This is a genomic window from Halomonas elongata, from assembly GCF_029081005.1.
GTDB classification, from domain to species: Bacteria; Pseudomonadota; Gammaproteobacteria; order Pseudomonadales; family Halomonadaceae; genus Halomonas; species Halomonas elongata_B.
Genome location: NZ_JAJQTQ010000008.1, coordinates 115,936 through 136,256, shown reverse-complemented (window position 1 = coordinate 136,256; position 20,321 = coordinate 115,936). Strand labels below are relative to the sequence as shown.

Sequence of the window (20,321 nt, the reverse complement as noted above, 5' to 3'; positions counted from 1 at the left end):
ATGGCAGGTTGGGATCGTTGACTCGCATCTTATACAGATGCATAGTTTATGCAACCGCATAACAACAGGCACAATCCCGGAGACCCGATGTGAGCGATTCATCGACCACTACCGCCTTCCACAGCGACGCCGTCATCGAGGTCGAGAATCTGCACAAGGCTTATGGCGACGACCGGGTCCTCAAGGGCATCGATCTCTCCGCCGGACGGGGGGACGTCGTCGTGCTGATCGGCAGCAGCGGTTCGGGCAAGTCCACGCTACTGCGCTGCCTCAACCTGCTCGAGACGCCCACCTCCGGATCGCTGCGCCTGTTGGGGGAAACGATTCCCTTCCGTGGCCAGGGGGCACGGCATGAACCCGCCGATCGCCGGCAGTTGCGTCGCCTGAGGGCACGCCTGGGCATGGTCTTCCAAGGGTTCAACCTATGGCCACACATGACTCTGGAGGCCAATGTCATGGAGGCACCGATCCAGGTGCTGAAGCGTTCGCGAACCGAAGCGCGCGACGAGGCCCGGGCCCTGCTGGAACGAGTCGGCCTCTACCACCTCCGGGAGGCCTATCCGACAACACTCTCCGGTGGCCAGCAACAGCGTGGTGCTATTGCCCGGGCCCTGGCGATGGGCCCCGAAGCACTGCTGTTCGACGAGCCCACGTCGGCGCTGGACCCTGAGCTGGTAGGGGAGGTGCTGACGGTGATACGCGACCTCGCCAAGGAGGGTCGCACCATGATCATCGTGACCCATGAAATGGCGTTCGCCGCCGATGTGGCGGACCGGGTCATCTTCCTCGACCAGGGGGAGATCGCCGAACAGGGGCCGCCCGGACAGGTGTTCGGCGCCCCGACTGCCCAGCGACTGCAGCGCTTCCTGGGCTCGGTCAGTCCATCCCAAGGAGAATGACAATGAAACGACTGCTGCTGACGACTACCCTGACCTCGCTTTGCCTGGCCCCGCTGGCGCATGCCGAGGTGACCCGTGTCGGCTTCGCGACCGAACCCTACCCGCCTTTCGCCACGCTGGATGCGAGCGGTGATCTGCATGGTTGGGAAGTGGACATCACCCGGGCGGTCTGCGAAGCCGCCGAGCTGGAGTGCGAGATCGTCACGACCTCCTGGGATGGCCTGATCCCCGCCCTGACCGGCGACAAGATCGACTTCATCGCTGCGTCGTTGAGCATTACCGACCAGCGTCGCGAGACCATTGCCTTCTCGGACAAGTACTACCAGACGCCCGCGGCGCTGGCCGGTGCCAAGGGTGTCGCGCTGGAGGCAACGCCCGAAGGTCTCGCCGGCAAGGCGCTCGGAGTGCAGTCCGCCTCCATCCACCAGGCCTATGCCCAGGCGCATTTCCCCGAGGCAACCCTGCGGCAGTATCAGACCCAGGATGAAGCCAATCAGGACCTGTTCGCCGGGCGCCTGGATGCCACCCTGGCCGATCGCCTGATCGTCGAGCAGTTTCTGGCCAGCGATGAAGGCCAACTGTGCTGTGAGATGAAGGGCAATGTAGCCCAGGACCCGGAGACCCTGGGAGAAGGTATCGGCTTCGGGATCCGCCAGGAAGACGACGCTCTACGTGACCGGCTCAACGAAGGGATCGCCGAGGTTCGGGCCAACGGTACCTATGACGAGATTACCGCCCGTTATTTCGACTTCGATATCTACGGTGAGCCCGACGCCTGAGGTGGAGGGTGATGACGGATCTGGCAAGGAGTCGTTCTGAGCCATGAACTATCGCGACATGAGCATGGCGGAGCTGCTCGCGCTGGCGCCGCCCGGCTGGGGCGGCGTTCTGCTCGACGGGCTATGGCTGTCGCTGCAGGTGGCGGGGGGCGGCTATCTGCTGGGGCTGCTGATCGGCATGGCCGGGGCTGCCGGCAAGCTCTCCGGCGGCCCCGTCACCCGCGATCTGCTGGCGTGCTATACCACGGTCATTCGTGCGGTGCCGGAACTGGTGCTGATCCTGTTGCTCTACTTCGCCGTGCCTGAGGCACTTAACCAGCTGCTGGTCATGGTCGGGCAGGGAGAGGTGGAAATCGGTCCCTTTGCCGCCGGCATCGCGGTGATTGCCCTGGTTCAGGGGGCCTATGCCACCGAGGTGATGCGCGGCGCGATTCGCGCCATTCCCGATGGCCAGATCGAGGCGGCCTACTCTCTGGGTATGTCGGCCGCCAAGACCTTCCGGCGTATCACCTTGCCGGCCATGCTGCCGGGGGCGTTGCCGGGGCTCTCCAATCTTTGGCTGATTGCCACCAAGGATACGGCGTTGTTGGCGGTGGTCGGTTTCACCGAACTGACCCTGGCAGCGCGTCAGGCGGCCGGCGCCACCAAACACCATCTGCTGTTTCTGTGTGCGGCCGGTGTGCTCTACCTGCTCGTTTCCCTGATCTCGAACCTTGTGTTCAAGGCGCTGGAGCACCGTGCCACCAGGGGGATGTCACATGGCTGAACGTCGCCTGCCACCGCATCGTCTCGTATTGATCGCCATCGTTGTGCTGGGTGTCACGATGATGGCGCTGCAAATGCGCTGGGACTGGCTGCTCGACTACCGTGACGCCATTCTGGGCGGACTCTGGTTGACCCTGGTGCTGCTGGTGACCACCAGCGTGGCGGGGTTCCTGTTGGCGATTCCCCTCGGGCTGGTGCAGGCAACGGGGCCCCGTCCGTTGGCCTGGCTGGCCCGTTGTTTCTGTACCCTGATTCGTGGCACTCCGTTGCTGCTGCAGATCTGGCTGCTGTACTACGGACTCGGCTCACTGTTTCCCTACCTGCCAGGTGTGCGCGGGAGTTGGCTGTGGCCCTATCTCACCGAGGCCTGGCCTTACGCCTTCGTGGCCCTGACACTGTCGTTCGCCGGCTACGAGGGCGAGGTGATGCGCGGTGGCTTCGCCGGTGTGCCGAGAGGCGAGCTGGAGGCGGCACGCTCGCTCGGCATGCACCCGCTGGCGATCCTGCGGCGCATCTGGTTGCCTCGGGCCGTGCAGCGCGTGTTGCCGACTCTCAACGGTGAGCTGATCATCCAGCTCAAGGCCACGCCGCTGGTCGCCACCATTGCCGCCGTGGATACCTATGCCGTGTTCGGGCGTATCCGGCAGGAGACCTACCTGGTCTATGAGCCGTTGCTGTTGATGGCCCTGATCTATCTGATCCTGGCCGGCCTGATCACCCTGGCTTTCGGTGTCCTGGAACGCTCATGGTCTCGTCGCTCTGCCGGCGATTGAGAGTCGCGCCCCATATCGCCCATCACGCCGACCCTGTGTCGAGCCTTCTGCCCCATGCCATGGGCACCTTCTTTTGGCTTGTCTGCTGGAGAGCTTTTACCAGGAGCAGAGCGTTGGTGCTCGAGGGGAAAGGACGTTGTCCGTCGCGGTTCAAGAGGGGCCGGGGGGCAGCGGCACCTGGCGTGGCCAGGCGTCGTCGACCACGAAGAGGCGTCGCCAGCCGCGGACAGGGTCGTGCAAGGCGATCTGGCGCGGTGCGCCGCCGCTGGCGAAGTGCCTGTCGAGCCAGGCCGACAGCGCCGTGAGTGGCATCAGTGCTTCCTGGCGAGGCGGGGCCAGCCAGTGTGGCTTGCCCATGCAGGTGCCTCGCGTCTGCGCAGGCAGTGTCGCGGCAATGGACGGCCAGTCTCGCCAGTGCAGCCATAGCCCGCGCTGATGCGCGGGATGGGCCTGACGAGGCGCCGGTACCTGGTGTCGATAGGGGTAGAAGAGCACGCCGGGCATCGCCAGCCGCTGATGCAGTCGACCGCCGAAGGCCACGCCGAGCCGCTGCGACATGGCGAGCTGCGCCTCCGGCATGTCCGCCATGGGCAACTGATGGCGCTCCAGGTGTGCTCGTTTGATGGCCAGGCTGTCGAGGCCACCGGGACCGATCCAGCGAGCCTGGTCGTGCGCCTCGCCGGGTCCCTCCGGCAGACCCAGATAGAACTTGATGGCCACCTCGAGATGCACAGGCGTGCGATCGCCGTCATTCCGGTAGAGCAGGTCGAGTTCGCCCAGAGTGCGGCGTTCGCGCGCGATCGGCAGGTTATGCGCCAGCAGTCGAGTCGTCGGGGCGGTCTCCAGCAGGTGCTGCCACAGTCGTTCGTGGTAGTGTCCCAGGCGTGTCGCGCCGGGAGCGCCGGCCTTGGTCTCGAGGGCCTCGGGAAGGGCCGCCTGGGTATCGAGGTAGCCGCGTAGCGCCTCGATGCTGCCGAGGCCGAGCGCCGCCCGAGTCGGACGGCCCGGCCAGGCCAGGGCCAGCAGGTCCGGGGCCAGCAGCAACCAGGCCAGATCCCTGACCAGAGGGTGCTGCCAGTGTTCCAGGAAGTCGGTATCGTGGGGTGGCATGCGCCCTCGCTACGGCGTTGAGATGCCGTTCTGACAGTCCGTTGAGTCGGGCCTTATACTCTCAGGATACATACACAGCCAGCAGGTGCTAATGATGAACCCTGTACTGACGCGTCTCGCCGCCGCGGCGGCCGGTACCTTGATGACCCTGTCCGTGGCCCAGGCCGATGATTCGCCGGTGGTGGTGGCCTCCAAGATCGATACCGAGGGCTCGGTGCTCGGTCAGTTGATCCTGCAGCGCCTGGAGAATGGCGGCCTCGAGGTGGAAAATCGCCTGCAGCTCGGCACCACCAGTATCGTGCGCGAGGCGCTCACGGCAGGGGAAATCGACCTCTATCCGGAATATACCGGCAATGGCGCCTTCTTCTTCGACATGGCCGACAGCGCCGCATGGAAGGATGCCGAGCAGGCCTACCAGACGGTCAAGGATGCGGATCGCGAACGCAACGGCCTGGTCTGGTTGACCCCAGCGGAGGCCAACAATACCTGGGCGATCAGCGTGCGGGGCGAGCTGGCTCGCGAACATGACCTCGCGAGTCTCGAGGACCTGGCGGACTATCTCGACGAGGGTGGCGACTTCAAGCTGGCGGCCAGCGCGGAGTTCGTCGAGTCGCCCCAGGCCTTGCCGGCATTCCAGGAAGCCTATGGCTTCGATCTCGCCGACGATCAGCTGCTGGTACTTTCTGGCGGCAACACCGCCGCGACCATGCGGGCCGCCGCCCAGCAGACCAGTGGCGTCAATGCCGCCATGACCTACGGGACCGATGGTGGCCTCAAGGCCCTGGATCTGGTCGTGATGGACGACACCCTCGGTGTGCAGCCGGTCTACCAGCCGACGCCGGTGGTGCGCGAGAGCGTGCTGGACGCGCACCCCGAGATCGAAACCCTGCTGGCACCGGTCTTCGAGGCCCTCGACCGTGACACCCTGCAGCGCCTCAATGGCGACGTGGCGGTCAAGGGGCTCGACCCGGCCCAGGTGGCGTCCGACTTCCTCGACAACCTGGATAGCTGAGGTCGGATGTGCGCAGGGAGGCGATGCAGCCAAACATTGTCCTGATCAGTCTGTTGCTTGCCGCCCTGGTCGTCTGGCTGGGGCTCGATGCGGTGAGCGTGGCGCCCAACCGTATCGTGCCCGGGCGTGGCGTCGATGCCCTCGGGGTCGCTGGATGGGGTGGGGTGGCGGTGAGCGTCGCCCCCTTGCTCGTCGTCCTGGGACTGGCCTGGCGCCCGACGCCGAACCGCTTGCGATGGTCGGTGGGACTGGTGGTGGCGATGCTCTCGGCATTGCCGGTCTGGTTGATCGTCGCGGCGGCCTTCACGGTCGATTCGGACATGCCCCAGGCGCGCATGGGAATCGGCGGAGGCATCTGGGCGACGCTGTTCCTGCTGCTGCTGGCGTTGATCGAACTGCGTAACCGCCTGGCGATGTCCCGTGCGCTGGGTTGGGCGCTGCTGCTGGTCCCCCTGGCGAGTCTCGCCGCCTGTCTTGCGTTCGGGCTGGAGCCCCTGGCGCTGCGCCAGGAGTATCAGGGGCGCAGTGCGGCCTTCCTGTCGGCCATCGGCGAACACCTGCTGCTGGTCGGCGTGGCCGTCTCCCTCAGCCTCTTGCTGGGCGTCGGCCTGGCCATGGCGATGCGGCACTGGCCTCGGGCGCAGCGAGTCGGCTTCGCGATCCTCAACTTCCTGCAGACGATTCCCAGCCTGGCGTTGTTCGGCCTGCTTCTGGCCCCGCTGGCCTGGCTCTCGAGCCGCTTCGACTGGCTGGCTGCGCTCGGTGTCAGCGGCATCGGCTGGGCGCCGGCGTTGCTGGCGCTGGTCGGTTACAGCCTGCTGCCCATGGTGCGCAATACCTATGTGGCGCTGGACGAGGTCGCCCCGGAGGTCATCGACGCGGCGCGGGGGATGGGCATGAGTCGTGGCCAGGTGTTCCGACAGGTTCGCCTGCCGCTGGCGCTGCCGGTGATCCTGGAGGGCATTCGTATCACCACCGTGCAGGCCATCGGCCTGACGGCGGTGGCGGCCCTGATCGGTGCCGGTGGCCTTGGCACCTTCATCTTTCAAGGACTCGGGCAGGCCGCCATGGACCTGGTGCTGCTCGGCGCCTTGCCGATTCTCGTCATGGCGCTGGCGGCGGACGCGCTGCTGGGTGCCTTGACCGACCTGCTGCGCCCGGGAGGGGCGACATGATCGAATTGATCCACGTGACCAAACGCTTCGGCGATGCCGTGGCGGTGGATGATGTCTCGCTGAGCGTGGGCAAGGGCGAGCTGTGCGTGCTGGTCGGCACATCCGGTTGTGGCAAGTCCACGACCCTGCGCATGATCAATCGGCTCATCGAACACAGCGATGGAGAGATCCATCTGGATGGCCAACCGGTACGGGAATTCCGCGAGGAAGTGCTGCGTCGACGCATCGGCTACGCCATCCAGAGTACCGGCCTGTTTCCGCACTGGACCGTCGAGCGCAATATCGGCCTGGTGCCGAGGCTATTGAAGTGGCCGGCCAGTCAGGTGCGCGAGCGGGTCGAGGAACTGATGGCCCTGTTCGATCTTTCCATGACGGAATTCGCCGACAAGTACCCGAGCCAGCTCTCCGGCGGCCAGGCCCAGCGTGTCGGCGTGGCGCGGGCGCTGGCCGCCGACCCCGAGATCCTGCTGATGGACGAGCCCTTCGGCGCCCTGGATCCGATCACCCGGGAATCGCTGCAGGACGAGCTGGCCCGATTGCAGGCCCGCCTGCACAAGACCATTGTCTTCGTCACCCACGACATGGACGAGGCGCTGCGGTTGGCGGATCGCCTGGTGGTCATGAATCAGGGACGCATCATCCAGCAGGGCCATCCCATCGAACTGCTGCGCGAGCCTGCCGACGACTTCGTCGAATCCCTGCTCGGCGGCGAGGACCGTGGCCTCAAGGAAGCCGCGCTGCTGCCCGTCAGCGAGCGGATGTCGCCGCTCGGCCCGCGCCTGGTAGCCAAGGAACGTGTCGCCCAGAACGCCACCTTGCGCGAGGCGTTGTCGATCATGCTATGGCGCCATGTCGAGCACCTTGCCGTGGTTGATGACGATGACATCCCCATCGGTGAGCTGTCCCTGCGTCGCCTGGTCGGAGCCCGGGGCCATGAGTAGTGCACGGTTGTCGCGCCGGCATGGCTGGCTCGCTCCCCTGGTGTGGTTGTCGCTGTTGCTGCTTGCCTGCCTGGGTATGGGGTGGCTGGAAGGGCTGTTTCGCCTCGTCGAACCCGATAGTCAGGCGGTGATCTATGATCGGGCCGACTTCTTCGTCCTGCTGGGACGTCATCTGCTGGTGGTGGGCATAGCCGCCTTGCTGGCCATCCTGCTGGGCGTGGGCGGGGCGGTGGCCGTGACTCGCCCCGGCGGGCGCGACTTCCTGCCCCTGGTCGGCCAACTGGCTTCCATCGGCCAGACCTTCCCGCCCGTGGCCGTGCTGGCGCTCGCCGTGCCGGTACTGGGCTTCGGCACATTGCCGATCATCGTGGCCCTGCTGCTCTACGGGTTGCTGCCGATCGTGCGCAATACCCTGGCCGGGCTCGAAGGCATCGACCCCGGCGTGACCGAGGCCGCGCGCGGCATGGGCATGACCGGAGGGCAGCGCCTTCGCCAGGTCGAACTGCCGCTGGCCGCCCCGGTGATCCTGGCCGGTATCCGTACGTCGGTGACCATCAATATCGCCACGGCTGCCATCGGGGCGACGGTGGGGGCGAGTAACCTGGGTGACCCGATCATCTCCGGCATCGTCAACGGCAATACCGCCTACGTCCTGCAGGGTGCCTTGCTGATCGGCCTGCTGGCGCTCAGCGTGGACAGCCTGTTCGCGCGGCTGCAGCCGGTGTCGACTGCCTGACGGTGTGGTCGGAAGCCCCGCGGACGCCGGGCATGTCGCCGTCAGCCGAGGCCGCGCAGGGCGAGATGGAGGCCGAGCAGCATCAGCGACATGAAGAACAGGCCACGGAAACGCCGCGCCTCGATGCGTTGGCGCAGCCACTTGCCCAGTCGCATGCCCAGCATCGCCGGCAACAAGGCCACCAGCGAGACGGTGGCCGTCGATGCCGTCAAGGGACCACCGAGCAATATCCCGCCGAGAGCCAGTGTCGAGATCGTGAAGGTCAGGCCGAGCGCCTGCACCAGGTCATCCCGCGTCAGGCCGATGGCCTGCAGGTAAGGGGCTGTCGGCATCACCGCGATGCCGGTGATCGCCGTGATCCCCCCTGTCAGGATGCCGGCCAGCCCACCAAGCCAGCCTTCCGCCTGCTCGCCGATACGCCAGCTGGATGCCGATAGCCCGAACAGCGCATAGGCGAACAGGGCGATCCCGAGCAGGTTGGTCGCCCAGCCGTGGTCGTGCCCCGGGAGCAAGGCACCGATGCCCAGTACCCCCACGACGATGGCGGCCAGGAAAGGCCACAGGCGTTGGCTCAAGCGTGTGAGCGAGGGACCGGTGGCACTCTGCCACAGATTGGTCAGCAGCGATGGAAGCACCATCAGCGCGGCGGCCTCGGCCGGCAGCATGATCAGCCCCAACAGCCCGATCACCACGCTGGGCAGGCCCAGGCCGACGATGCCCTTGACGGTTCCCGCTAGCAGGAAGACCAGGGTGATGGTGATGAGCGTGGGGAGTGCGAGGAGATCGGTCATGGGGCGATATTGCGCCGTGCCATGGCGTCCGGCAATCTGGAAGATCCAGAGCCAGCCTTCGGATGCCACGAAGGCATGAAGGGGCATGCACGATGCGTTTCGACTTGATCGACCTGCGCCTGTTCGTCGCGGTGGCCGAAGCCGGCAGTATCACCCATGGGGCCAGTCGCGTGGCGATGGCACTGCCGTCGGCCAGCGCGCGTATCGCCGGCATGGAATCCATGCTCGGCAGCGCCCTGCTGGAGCGTGGCCGTCGCGGGGTAACGGCCACGCCGGCGGGGCTTTCGCTGCTGCACCATGCGCGCGGCATTCTGCATCAAATCGAGGCCATGCATGGTGAGCTGGGTGAATTCTCGCTCGGCCTGCGGGGGCATGTCCGGCTGATGGCCCATACGGCAGTGATGACCGAAGCGTTGCCCGACCCGTTGGCAGGGTTCCTGACCGACCATCCGGGTATCGATATTGCCCTCGAGGAGCGGGAAAGCCGGGACGTCGTGCGTGCGGTGATCGAGAATCGGGCCGACATCGGCGTGGTGAGCGAGGCGGCGGGTCTGGAGGCTGGCCTGTCGACACTGGAGTTCCTGCCTTTCCACGTCGACAGGCTGGTACTCGTGGTACCGGAGACTCATGCATTGGCGGTGCGGCGTCGAGTGGCCTTCGCCGACGTGGTGGACGAGACGTTCGTCGGGCTGCGTGCCGGCAGCGCCTTGCAGGGGCATCTCGATGGCCATGCTGCGGCACTCGGGCGACGTCTCAAGCTCAGGGTGCGAATGAGTGGCTTCGAGGCGCTCTGCCGCCTGGTCGGACATGGGGTCGGACTCGCGATCATGCCGGAGTCGGCGGCCCGCCGATATCGACGCCATACTGCTACGGTCCGGGTGCGGCTCAGCGATGACTGGGCCATGCGCCACCAGGTGATCTGTTTTCGAGCCTTCGCGACACTGCCGCTACCGGCGCGTCGGCTGGTGGAGCACTTGTCCGCACAAGGCCGGTGACCGGCCGAAAGCCAGGGGCGGCAGGGCAAGCGGCGCCGCCGAAGACGATAGGCCGATGTCGTCATGCGCTATCCTGAAGACAACGTCGATTGTCCTTTGGGAGGCTATCCTTGAATGACAGTTTACGTTAACGTCAAATTGATGCGTTGATCAGTGCCGGGGCAATCCCCTGGTGCTGTAGGAAGTAGGGAAGCACTGATTGATGTCGCGAGCGATGGGAGGCCGGTCGTCGCCGGAACACAGCATCCGGAGTTTACATGGCAGTCAATGAGGACTGCGAGTACCGCCAGCGGCCGGCATATCGAGCGCAGCAATGAATCAGTGCTTCCGGAGAGACAACACTGCCCTCAAAAGGGGTAAGGACCATGACGATGACAACAACGCGAGAAACCTCCGCGCTGGAATTTCTGGCCGGGGACGAGTACAGCATTCCTACCTATCGCGTCCTGTCCCAGGACGGTCGGCTCATCGAGGGCGCCGATGCACCCGCGCTCGAGCGGGATCAGGCGCACCGCATCTATCAGGCCATGCTCGCCACCCGCGTGATGGACGAGCGCATGATGGCGGCGCAGCGCCAGGGGCGGCTCAGTTTCTACATGCAGTGTACCGGCGAGGAAGCCGCCGTCGTCGGTGCCACGGCAGCACTCGACGATGCCGACATGATCATGGCCCAGTATCGTGAACAGGGGGCACTGGTCTATCGGGGCTTCAGCTTCGACGAGTTCATGAACCAGCTGTTCGGCAACGAGCTCGACTATGGCAAGGGTCGGCAGATGCCGGTCCACTATGGCTCCCGCAAGCTGCATTACATGACCATCTCGTCGCCGCTCGGCACCCAGATTCCCCAGGCTACCGGCTATGCCTATGGCCAGAAACTGGCCGGGGAGGGGCTGTGCACCCTGGTGTTCTTCGGCGAGGGTGCCGCTTCCGAGGGCGATTTCCATGCCGCCCTGAACATGGCGGCGGTGCACGAGGCCCCGGTGATCTTCTTCTGCCGCAACAACGGCTACGCGATTTCCACGCCCACCGTCGAGCAGTTTGCCGCCGACGGCGTGGCGCCCCGCGCCCTGGGCTATCGCATGCACGTGATCCGCATCGACGGCAACGACATCCTGGCGGTCTACCGAGCCACCGAAGAGGCGCGTCGCATCGCGGTGGAGCAGAACAAGCCGGTGCTGATCGAAGCCATGACCTATCGCCTGGCGGCACATTCGTCGTCCGACGATCCATCCGGCTATCGCTCGAAGAAGGAGGAAGAGGCCTGGCGCGAAAGGGACCCGATCCTGCGCATGAAGCACTGGATGGTCGAGCGCGACTGGTGGAGCGATGATGAGGAACAGTCGCTTCAGGAGGAACTGCGTCGCGAGGTGCTGGAGACCATGAAGCGTGCCGAGAAACGTCCGCCACCCGCCCTGGGGACCCTGGTGACCGATGTCTACGCCGATGTCACCCCGGCGTTGCAGCGCCAGCTCGATGCCCTGGAGGCGCATATCCGTCGTTATCCCGATGCCTATCCCAAGGGGGCGAGTTCACTGGACCCGGACGTGAAGGGCAGTGCCGGTGCATCGACCGACCAGGGAGGGGTCTGAAATGCCGAACATGAACATGCTGCAGGCCATCAACAACGCCCTGGATATCGCCATGGCCGAGGACGAGCGGGTACTGTGCTTCGGCGAGGACGTGGGCAGTTTCGGCGGCGTCTTTCGCGCCACCAGCCATCTTCAGGAGAAATACGGGCACGCCCGCTGCTTCAACACACCGATCGTCGAGCAGGGTATCGTCGGCTTTGCCAATGGCCTGGCGTCCCAGGGCTCGGTGCCGGTGGCGGAGATCCAGTTCGCCGACTACATCTTTCCGGCCTTCGACCAGCTCGTCAACGAGACCGCCAAGTTCCGCTATCGCTCGGGCGATCTGTTCAATGTCGGCGGCCTGACCCTTCGCGCGCCCTATGGTGGCGGCATCTCGGGGGGCCATTATCACTCCCAGTCGCCGGAAGCCTACTTCGCGCACACGCCCGGGCTGAAGGTCGTGATACCGCGCAACCCCTACGAGGCCAAGGGTCTGCTGCTGGCCTCGATCCGCGATCCGGATCCCGTACTGTTCTTCGAACCCAAGCGGCTCTATCGCGCCTCCACCGGTGAGGTGCCCGAGGAAGACTATCAACTGCCTCTCGGCGAGGCCGAGGTCACCCGGGAGGGCACCGATGTCACCCTGGTGGGCTGGGGCGCCCAGATGGAAGTCATCGACCGTGCCGTGGAGCTTGCCGAGAAGGACGGGATCTCCTGCGAGGTGATCGACCTGCGCACCATCCTGCCCTGGGACGAGGACACCGTGGCCGATTCGGTACTCAAGACCGGTCGCCTGGTGGTGACGCACGAGGCGCCGCGCACCGGCGGCTTCGCCGGCGAGATCGCCGCCGCCATCCAGGAGCGCTGCTTCCTGTACCTGGAATCGCCCGTCATGCGCGTGACCGGCCTGGATACACCCTTCCCGCTGACCCTGGAGAAGGAGTATCTGCCGGACCACCTCAAGATCCACGAGGCCATCCGCGCCAGCGTGAACTATTAAGGACGGGAGAAATATCATGACCGAGTTCAAGCTGCCCGATATCGGCGAAGGTATCGTGGAGTGTGAAATCGTCGAGTGGCGTGTCCAGGAAGGCGACGAGATTGCCGAGGACCAGCCGGTGGTCGAAGTGATGACCGACAAGGCGCTGGTCGAGATCACCGCGCCGGCGACGGGGCGAGTGACCCGGCTGCATGTGGCCAAGGGCGAGACCGCGCGGGTACATGAGCCCCTGTTCGCCTATGAGTCCGAGGACGATGAGGCGGCGGGAGAAACGCGCGATCGAAACGATGCCGATGTTCCGTCGCAGCAGGAGGTGGCGTCAGGCGAGCCGGCGTCTCCGGCAGCCGAAGGCCCGGTCCGGGAATTCATCCTGCCGGACATCGGCGAGGGCATCGTCGAATGCGAGATCGTCGAGTGGCGCATCAAGGAAGGCGATACCATCGACGAGGATCAGCCGGTGGTCGACGTGATGACCGACAAGGCCATGGTCGAGATCACCGCACCGGCATCGGGCCGAGTGAGCCGTCTGCATGTTGCCCAGGGCGAGACTGCCCGGGTCCACGAGCCGCTGTTCGCCTACATGCCGGACGCCGATGCCACGGAGACGTCACAGGAACCCGAACGGAAGGCGGGATCGACCCGGGCGGGGCACGCCGCCGAACCGTCCCGCGGCGCCGGGCCGTCTCCGAGTGAGCGTCGAGATGACGGTGGCCGGGGCAAGGGGCAGGGCGCCTACGGCCGGATACCGGCCAGTCCCGCCGTGCGGCGACTGCTGCGCGAGAACGACCTGCGCCTGGAGCAGGTACCCGGTTCCGGCAAGGATGGCCGGGTGCTCAAGGGCGATGTGCTGGCCTATCTGGAGACGGGGGGCGACGAGGCGACCGCCAGGTCCGCGGCAACAGCGCTCGGCACCGACGAGGTCAGGGCCGAAACGCGGATCGAGCCGTTGCGCGGCGTACGGGCCGCCATGGCCAGGCGAATGGTGGAATCCGCCTCGACCATCCCGCATTTCCAGTACGGCGAGGAGATCGATGTCACCGAGCTGCTGGCCCTGCGGGAGCGACTCAAGCCGCGTGCCGAGGCCAGCGAGACGCGCCTGACGCTGATGCCTTTCTTCATGAAGGCCCTGGCGCTGGCGGTCGAGGCATATCCGATCCTCAACAGCCGGCTCGACGCCGAGGCGGAGGAGATCCACTACCTGCCGCACTGCAACGTCGGCATGGCTGTCGACGGCAAGGCCGGCCTGATGGTGCCCAACGTCAAGCGCGTCGAGCACCGCTCGTTGCTGGAGATCGCCGGCGAGGTCCAGCGGCTGACCGCCGATGCACGAGACGGCCGTGTGACCCAGTCGGACCTGCGCGATGGCACCATCAGCATCTCCAACATCGGGGCCCTGGGCGGCACCTATGCCGCGCCGATCATCAACGCCCCCGAGGTGGCCATCGTCGCCATCGGCAAGACCCAGTGGCTGCCGCGCTTCGACGACAAGGGGGACGTGGTGTCGCGGGCCATCATGACCGCCACCTGGGCCGGCGATCACCGGCTGATCGACGGCGGCACCATCGCCCGGTTCTGCAATGTCTGGAAGGGCTTCCTGGAGGATCCGGAGACGATGTTGCTGGAGTTGCGCTAGCAGGGATGCCGCTGTGACTGGGAAAGCTTTGTCCATGGAGCGGTCGCTGTCGTTGATGCAATCTATACCGTATGGTGGTATAGTGTAAAAAAGAGGTTGGCATGATCGGCAGCTTTCGTGATCCATGGCTTGAGGCGTTTTTCGTCGATGGTACGTGGCATAAGAAAATCCCCGGCACCATCGAGACAGCGCTCATGCGAAAGCTGGATATCATCGACGCCGCCACGAATTTTGGCGATTTGCGGGTCCCGCCAGGCAATCGCCTCGAATACCTGGAGGGAAAACTGGCGGGCAAGTGTTCCATTCGCGTGAATCGGCAATACCGCCTGATTTTCGAATGGGATGGTGAGAAGGCCCACGACCTCTATCTAGACCCCCATACTTACAGGTGAACATCATGATCCTGACCAACCGCAAGCCCACGACGGTCGGGGAGGTACTGACTCTGGAGTTTCTCGAGCCACTAGGCTTGAGTCAGACCAAGCTGGCCGAACGGATGGGAGTGTCGCCTCGTCTGGTGAATGAGCTATGTCGTAACAAGCGGGCCGTGACCGCCGATACTGCGCTGATGCTGGGTCGTGTCTTCGGCAACTCTGCACAATTCTGGTTGAACCTGCAGCAGAAGTCGGATCTCTGGGAAGCGACCCATGATGTGAAGCGGCGCGAACGCATCGAAAAGGCAAAACCATTGGAGGTGGCCTGAGAGGGCCTGCCTTGAAACGCCGATGACCCAGGCGCCCCTGCAGCAGTTCTATATTCCGGAGGACCAGTCGGTCTATCTGCTCAGCCACCACGACGCGCGCAAGCTGCGCGAATGGGTGGCGCTGTGCAAGGCGCAGCTCGAGCAGCTCGGCTACCGGGATATCGAACTGATCGGCAAGGGCGCCTATGGCTTCGTGTTCGCCGGCGTGACCGCGCTCGGTGAGCAGTATGTCTTCAAGTTCACCCGGGTCAACCTGTCCCAGCGAATCCAGGACCGCCTCGAGGAAGAGGCCTTCATGCTGGAGCAGGTCGCCCATCCCCGGATTCCCAAGCTGATCGTCTTCCAGCGCGTGCGCAACCAGTCGATCCTGGTGATGCAACGTGCGCCGGGCATCAATCTGGAAGAGCTCTCGCTGCGGGAAGGGCGCCTGCCACCCCGGCTGATCGTGCACATCGCCGATCAACTCGCCGGCATCCTGCGGGCGTTGCGCCGCGAGACCGGGCCGGCGGGGCGCCCGGTGGTGCACGGCGACATCAAGCCCTCCAACCTGGTCTTCGATGAGCAGGCCGAGACGATCGCGCTGATCGACTGGGGCTCTTCGGTGTTCGCTCAGCTCGATGCCAATCAGCAGTTCGTCGCCGCCAACGTCATGGAGCTGATGTCGGACAACCTGCAACAGACCAATGCCCGGCTGGGCGACGTCTACTTCATCGGTGAGGAACAACTCAACGGTGCCCTGTCATCGCCGCGTTTCGACGAGCAGGGCACGGCCGGCACGCTCTATGCGCTGGCCTCGGCCCAATCCTGCCGGTTCGGCCACCGGGCCATTCCGGCCACCTCGCTCGGGCTTCCCCGGGAGTTCGCCCGCATGCTCGACGGCATGCTGGATCCGGACCCCGAGGTGCGACGCCGGGCGGGAGACCATTTCACCCGCGAAATGCCGCGCCTGGCCAGGCTCGTCATGCTCGACCTGCCGGAGCCCCCGGAGACGCCGCTGGTGCCGGTGTGGAGCCGTGCCGCCGGTCGCGAGATCGACACCGTGGTCTATAGCTCGCGCAAGTCCTTCCTGCGCGAGGAGGGCGGTCGCGAAACCCTGAGCGACGTCAATGATGTCCAGCTCGATCGCTACTACAAGAACTTCATGCAAGGCATGGGCGAGACCGAGAAGGCCTTTCTGGCGGCGGTGAGCCGACTGGGCAACTATCCGGTCGTGGGGGGCCTGGCGGTCCGCTGGGAGGCCGAGGGCGTCTACATCGACACCTCGCTCAACCTGCACGATCCCTCGCTCAAGCCGGCCTTCGTCGCCGCCGTCAACAACATGGTCAGCCTGGCCCGGGCCATTCACCGGCGCGGCATCTTCAAGAGCTGCCTGTTCAATGCCCGCGATACCCTCCACCTGGAGCGCGAGGGGCCGGATCGTCCCTTCGTGATCACGCCGGACCTGCGGCTCGAATACGAGGTCAGTGCCGTCCCCGAGCTGGAAGACCGCTCCCGGCTGCACAGCTACTTCGAGGATGGGCCGGACCCGGACGAGTTCCTGGTATTGCCGGAGGCCATCATCACCTCGCTCGAGGCCCTGAACGGGATCCACCACACCGGGATGATCATCTTCGAGGCGTTGCCCGAGCACCTCAAGATCCATAGCCACTATCGCCTGCTCGACCCGTCCCGAGAAACGGAATTTCGCCAACGACTCGATGACATCCTCGATGCGGTCGGATTGATCGAAGGGCTCGGCGTCTCGGGCTTCATGAAGATGCCCTACAAGGACACCCGCTTCTTCCCCCACGTGGCGCGCCAGCCCGAGCGTTTCTACCCCCGCGACCCACGCGCCGCCATGGCGGCGATGCAAGACGACCACGACAGCCGAAGCCCATGACAGCGCGAACGGCTACTCCAGCAGCATCATGCCCTGTTCGATATCGGCGGCGATCGCCTGGCAGAACCCTTCCCGATCCCCATTCCTGAGCGCCTGCGTCACCTCACGATGATAATCGTCGGCGATGCTCGATGCCCCCCAGCGGGTGCAGATGTAGCGCATGCTCGGCCCATATTGCAGCCACAGGATCTCGACCAATGGCAGCAGTACCCGGGACTGGCTGAGACGATAGATATGGAAATGGAACCGGTAATTGTCGCGCATGTAGTCGACGAGATCGCCTTGGGCGATGGCGGCATTGATCCGTTGATCGATCCGTTCCAGGGCGTCTATATCAGCTTCGACGATATTGTCGAAGGCATGGCGTGACAGCTCGGTTTCCAGGTTCTTTCGCGCAAACAATATTTCGTGGAAACGGTCGTGGCTCAATTCGGGCACGATGATCTTGCGGCTGTCGGAAAACATCAGCGCCCCCTCGGTGACCAGCCAGCGTACCGCCTCCCGTGCCGGCATGGTGCCGGTATCGTATTCCGACGCAATGCGCCGAATCGAGATCACCTCGCCGGGCGTGAATCCCCCTTCGCAAAGACGCACGCGCAGGGCCCGATGCAGTCGGGTCGAGGCGGTGTCGGGCGAAAAAGTGTTGCGACTGGTGGTCGGTTCCGGGGTCATTCAGGGTGCCATAGCCTGTTGCTGGGTGAGGGGCCGGGATAGGCTTTCAGCTTACCCCAACTCGCTTGACGGTTCACGAACCCTGGTGCGCCTTGTGCGCTTCATGGGTGGCTGCTACTGTGATCACATCCAGTGTGATCACACATAATCATGACAAGATCGAGAGTCATCCATGTCGCAGACTCCCTGTTCCAACAGCACCGAACATACCCACGACAATAAGGCCACGGAGCGCATCGACGTCCTCTGCATCGACATGAATGGTATCCCGCGCGGCAAGTGGGTCCCGGCCGCACAGCTCGACAAGGTGCTGGCCGGGCAGGTCCGTCTGCCGCTCTCGACCCAGTCGCTGGATATCTGGGGTGACGACAACGATGCGCTTACTGGCCTGTCCCAATCGATCGGTGATCCCGACGGCGTCTGCCGGGCCGACGAGCGCACCTTGATGCCACTGCCGTGGGCGAGTGGCTACCAGGTGCTGACCACCCTGAACGATCTTCACGGCATGCCGAGCTTCATGGATCCTCGTGCCATCCTCGCGGCCATCATCGAGCGCTTCCATCGTCATGGCTGGACGCCGGTACTCGCGATCGAGCTGGAGTTCTACCTGCTCGACGCGGATGAGCGGCACAGGCTGAAGCCCATGCCCCCCGCGTCCCTGTGTCCCGGGGGCCGTCTCGGCGGTCAGCAGCTCTACGCGCTCGACACCATGGATGCCATGACCCCCGTTCTCGATACCATCCGCACGTTCGCCGATGCCCAGCAGATCCCGGCGGATACCCTGATTGCCGAGTTCGGGCCAGGGCAGTTCGAGGTCAATCTCTGGCATCGCGCGGATGCCCTGGCCGCTGCCGACGATGCGCTCTGTTTCAAGCGCCTCGTCGCGCAGGCCGCCAAGCATCACGGCCTTGCCAGCACCTTCATGGCCAAGCCGTACAGCGATCAGGCCGGATCAGGCATGCACCTGCACGTCAGCGTCATCGACGCGGAAGGGAACAATATCTTCGATCAGGACAACGGTGCGGGGCACCTCGAAGCGGCCATCGGCGGCGTGATGCACAGCTTGCTCGACGCCCAGGCGATCTTCGCTCCTCATGCCAATTCCTACCGGCGCTTTCAGCCGGACAGCTTCGCTCCGATCGAGTGCAACTGGGGCCGTGATCATCGTGGTGCGGCGGTGCGCGTCCCCGAGTGGCGTGGAGCCGGGGCGCGCCTGGAGCATCGTGTGGCCGGTGCCGATGCCAACCCTTATCTGGTCGCCGCCGCGCTGCTCGGCGGCGTCCTGCATGGGCTCGAGCAGCGTATCGCGCCACCGCCTCCCATCGAGGACGATACCGGTTCGCCGCACGTTGAATGGCTCAACCACGATTGGCTGGCCGCCCTCGAGCGCTTCGCCGCCTCGCCGGCAATGGCCGACACCTTCGGTCTGGCCTATCGGGACCTCTACGCCAGGGTCAAGCGACACGAAGCGAGGAGCCTGCTGGCCAGGGTCACCGATATCGACCACCAGACCTATCTGACACGCCTCTAAGGAGCAGGAATGACACAAGAACGCTGCGCTTCTTATTACACCGCCTCGATGGTCGAGGAGTCTGCCTATCCGCAGCTGGAGAGCGAGCATCGGGCCGATGTGGCCATCATCGGCGGCGGTTTTACCGGTGTGTCCACGGCGGTCGAACTGGCGGAGCGCGGTTACCGTGTCGCTATCGTCGAGGCCAACAGGATCGGCTGGGGGGCCAGCGGGCGCAACGGCGGGCAGGTGACCGGCAGCCTCTCCGGCCAGGACGCCATGACCCGGCAAATGCGACGCACGCTGGGCGATGAGGCCGAGGCATTCGTCTGGAACCTGCGCTGGCGCGGGCATCGGATCATCAGGCAGCGCGTCGAGAAGTATGCGATTCCCTGCGACCTCAAGCACGGGCATCTGCAGGCGGCCTACAAGCCCAGCCACATCAAGGCATTGCGCCAGGATTTCGAAGCATCACGGCACCATGCCATCGGCGAGCACGTGCACTGGCTCGACGCCGACGAGCTGCGCGGCGTCATTGGCACGAGCCTTTACCACGGTGCGATCCGCAACGATTACAACATGCACCTGCACCCGCTCAACCTGTGCCTGGGCGAGGCGCGCGCGGCGGCGAGCCTGGGAGCACTGATCTTCGAAAACTCGCCGGTGGTCGATATCGAGCATGGCGATACGCCGGTAGTGGTCGGCGAGCACGGCCGAGTGACGGCCGACAGCGTGATCCTTGCCGGCAACGCCTACCATCGCCTCGAGCGCAAGCAGCTCAAGGGCAAGCTGTTTCCGGCATCGCTGGGCATCGTGACCACCGCGCCACTGACACCCGAGCAGGTGAACGCCATCGACCCACAGGATCTGGCGGTCTACGACACGCGTTTCGTGCTCGATTACTACCGGCTGACCGCCGACAAGCGGCTTCTCTTCGGCGGTGGGGCCAACTACTCCGGCCGCGATTCGGCGGATATCGCAGGCGAACTACGCCCGCGTCTGGAGCACACCTTCCCGCAACTCAAGGGCATTGCCATCGATTTTCAATGGCAAGGCATGGCGGGCATCGTGATCAACCGCATTCCCCAGCTCGGCAAGCTTTCCCGCAATGTCTATTACGCCCAGGGATACTCGGGCCACGGCATTGCAACCTCGCACATCGTCGGCGAGATCATGGCCAACGCCGTTTCCGGAACCCTCGAGGAATTCGACGCCTTCGCCGAGGTTCGACACCTTCGCATTCCGCTCGATGACCGTCTCGGCAACACGCTGCTCGCGGCCGGCATGTGGTACTACCAACTGCTCGAAAAACTCAAATAACCGCTACTTACCGTCATTCAGGAGACGCTGAACATAGACATTTGTGCAGTGTTTCCTTCA

20 protein-coding genes are annotated in these 20,321 nt (G+C 64.9%); 17 read left to right on the top strand and 3 right to left on the bottom strand.

Going from position 1 to position 20,321, the window contains the following annotated elements; all coding sequences use genetic code 11:
* Positions 1–89: 89 nt before the first annotated feature.
* From LU493_RS08285 to LU493_RS08270, 4 genes are read left to right on the top strand one after another with little or no spacing between them, the layout of a single operon-like run.
* Positions 90–899, top strand: a complete 810-nt coding sequence (locus tag LU493_RS08285; RefSeq protein WP_275287314.1) for an amino acid ABC transporter ATP-binding protein — start codon at positions 90–92, stop codon at positions 897–899.
* A 2-nt stretch (positions 900–901) separates the two neighbouring features.
* Entirely contained in the window at positions 902–1,678 is a 777-nt protein-coding gene (locus LU493_RS08280; protein ID WP_275287313.1) for a transporter substrate-binding domain-containing protein, read from the top strand.
* Between the two features lie 43 nt (positions 1,679–1,721).
* Positions 1,722–2,444: an ABC transporter permease gene (locus LU493_RS08275; protein ID WP_275287312.1), complete on the top strand. Its 723-nt coding sequence runs from the start codon at positions 1,722–1,724 to the stop codon at positions 2,442–2,444.
* Positions 2,437–3,216 (top strand): ABC transporter permease, encoded by a 780-nt coding sequence (locus LU493_RS08270; RefSeq protein ID WP_275287311.1) that lies wholly within the window; start codon positions 2,437–2,439, stop codon positions 3,214–3,216. The genes LU493_RS08275 and LU493_RS08270 overlap by 8 nt, the downstream gene beginning before the upstream one ends.
* A 150-nt stretch (positions 3,217–3,366) precedes the next feature.
* On the opposite strand, the gene LU493_RS08265 is transcribed toward LU493_RS08270, so the two are convergent.
* Positions 3,367–4,326 (bottom strand): DUF1853 family protein, encoded by a 960-nt coding sequence (locus LU493_RS08265; RefSeq protein ID WP_275287310.1) that lies wholly within the window; start codon positions 4,324–4,326, stop codon positions 3,367–3,369.
* A 94-nt stretch (positions 4,327–4,420) separates the two neighbouring features.
* Between LU493_RS08265 and osmF the strand changes: the two genes are divergently transcribed.
* Genes osmF through LU493_RS08245 form a run of 4 tightly spaced genes read left to right on the top strand, consistent with a single transcriptional unit; the run spans position 4,421 to position 8,190 of the window.
* Positions 4,421–5,338 (top strand): glycine betaine ABC transporter substrate-binding protein OsmF, encoded by a 918-nt coding sequence (gene osmF, locus LU493_RS08260; protein ID WP_275287341.1) that lies wholly within the window; start codon positions 4,421–4,423, stop codon positions 5,336–5,338.
* Positions 5,339–5,361: 23 nt separating this feature from the next.
* Positions 5,362–6,513 carry an ABC transporter permease gene (locus LU493_RS08255; protein WP_275287309.1) on the top strand — a complete coding sequence of 384 codons (1,152 nt, stop codon included), beginning with the start codon at positions 5,362–5,364 and terminating at the stop codon, positions 6,511–6,513.
* Positions 6,510–7,454, top strand: coding sequence for an ABC transporter ATP-binding protein (locus LU493_RS08250; RefSeq protein WP_275287308.1), 945 nt, complete (start codon positions 6,510–6,512; stop codon positions 7,452–7,454). The genes LU493_RS08255 and LU493_RS08250 overlap by 4 nt, the downstream gene beginning before the upstream one ends.
* A complete protein-coding gene (locus tag LU493_RS08245; protein WP_275287307.1) occupies positions 7,447–8,190 on the top strand; it encodes an ABC transporter permease in 744 nt (247 codons plus the stop codon). The genes LU493_RS08250 and LU493_RS08245 overlap by 8 nt, the downstream gene beginning before the upstream one ends.
* A gap of 41 nt (positions 8,191–8,231) precedes the next feature.
* On the opposite strand, the gene LU493_RS08240 is transcribed toward LU493_RS08245, so the two are convergent.
* On the bottom strand, positions 8,232–9,068 hold the full coding sequence (locus tag LU493_RS08240; RefSeq protein ID WP_275287306.1) for a sulfite exporter TauE/SafE family protein: 837 nt from the start codon (positions 9,066–9,068) through the stop codon (positions 8,232–8,234).
* Positions 9,069–9,073: 5 nt separating this feature from the next.
* Here LU493_RS08240 and LU493_RS08235 point away from each other — a divergent pair, with 5 nt between their 5' ends.
* The 7 genes from LU493_RS08235 to LU493_RS08205 all read left to right on the top strand — a co-directional run bounded on the left by LU493_RS08235 (position 9,074) and on the right by LU493_RS08205 (position 16,759).
* Positions 9,074–9,976: a LysR substrate-binding domain-containing protein gene (locus LU493_RS08235; protein ID WP_275287305.1), complete on the top strand. Its 903-nt coding sequence runs from the start codon at positions 9,074–9,076 to the stop codon at positions 9,974–9,976.
* Positions 9,977–10,341: 365 nt separating this feature from the next.
* The gene (locus LU493_RS08230; RefSeq protein WP_275287304.1) at positions 10,342–11,565 is read left to right on the top strand and encodes a thiamine pyrophosphate-dependent dehydrogenase E1 component subunit alpha; all 1,224 of its coding nucleotides are present in this window, start codon (positions 10,342–10,344) and stop codon (positions 11,563–11,565) included.
* Position 11,566: 1 nt separating this feature from the next.
* Positions 11,567–12,544, top strand: a complete 978-nt coding sequence (locus LU493_RS08225) for an alpha-ketoacid dehydrogenase subunit beta (RefSeq protein WP_275287303.1) — start codon at positions 11,567–11,569, stop codon at positions 12,542–12,544.
* A gap of 16 nt (positions 12,545–12,560) precedes the next feature.
* Positions 12,561–14,177, top strand: a complete 1,617-nt coding sequence (locus tag LU493_RS08220) for a dihydrolipoyllysine-residue acetyltransferase (protein ID WP_275287302.1) — start codon at positions 12,561–12,563, stop codon at positions 14,175–14,177.
* A gap of 101 nt (positions 14,178–14,278) precedes the next feature.
* A complete protein-coding gene (locus tag LU493_RS08215; protein ID WP_275287301.1) occupies positions 14,279–14,569 on the top strand; it encodes a type II toxin-antitoxin system RelE/ParE family toxin in 291 nt (96 codons plus the stop codon).
* Positions 14,570–14,574: 5 nt separating this feature from the next.
* Complete coding sequence (locus LU493_RS08210) at positions 14,575–14,880, top strand: HigA family addiction module antitoxin (protein WP_275287300.1); 306 nt, start codon at positions 14,575–14,577, stop codon at positions 14,878–14,880.
* A 22-nt stretch (positions 14,881–14,902) separates the two neighbouring features.
* Positions 14,903–16,759, top strand: a complete 1,857-nt coding sequence (locus tag LU493_RS08205; RefSeq protein WP_275287299.1) for a protein kinase domain-containing protein — start codon at positions 14,903–14,905, stop codon at positions 16,757–16,759.
* Between the two features lie 12 nt (positions 16,760–16,771).
* Here LU493_RS08205 and LU493_RS08200 read toward each other — a convergent pair whose 3' ends face one another.
* A complete protein-coding gene (locus LU493_RS08200) occupies positions 16,772–17,431 on the bottom strand; it encodes a GntR family transcriptional regulator (RefSeq protein ID WP_275287298.1) in 660 nt (219 codons plus the stop codon).
* A 172-nt stretch (positions 17,432–17,603) separates the two neighbouring features.
* Here LU493_RS08200 and LU493_RS08195 point away from each other — a divergent pair, with 172 nt between their 5' ends.
* Together LU493_RS08195 and LU493_RS08190 are read left to right on the top strand one after the other, a co-directional pair.
* Positions 17,604–18,962 carry a glutamine synthetase family protein gene (locus LU493_RS08195; protein WP_275287297.1) on the top strand — a complete coding sequence of 453 codons (1,359 nt, stop codon included), beginning with the start codon at positions 17,604–17,606 and terminating at the stop codon, positions 18,960–18,962.
* 9 nt (positions 18,963–18,971) lie between these two features.
* Positions 18,972–20,261: an NAD(P)/FAD-dependent oxidoreductase gene (locus LU493_RS08190; RefSeq protein WP_275287296.1), complete on the top strand. Its 1,290-nt coding sequence runs from the start codon at positions 18,972–18,974 to the stop codon at positions 20,259–20,261.
* Positions 20,262–20,321: the final 60 nt, after the last annotated feature.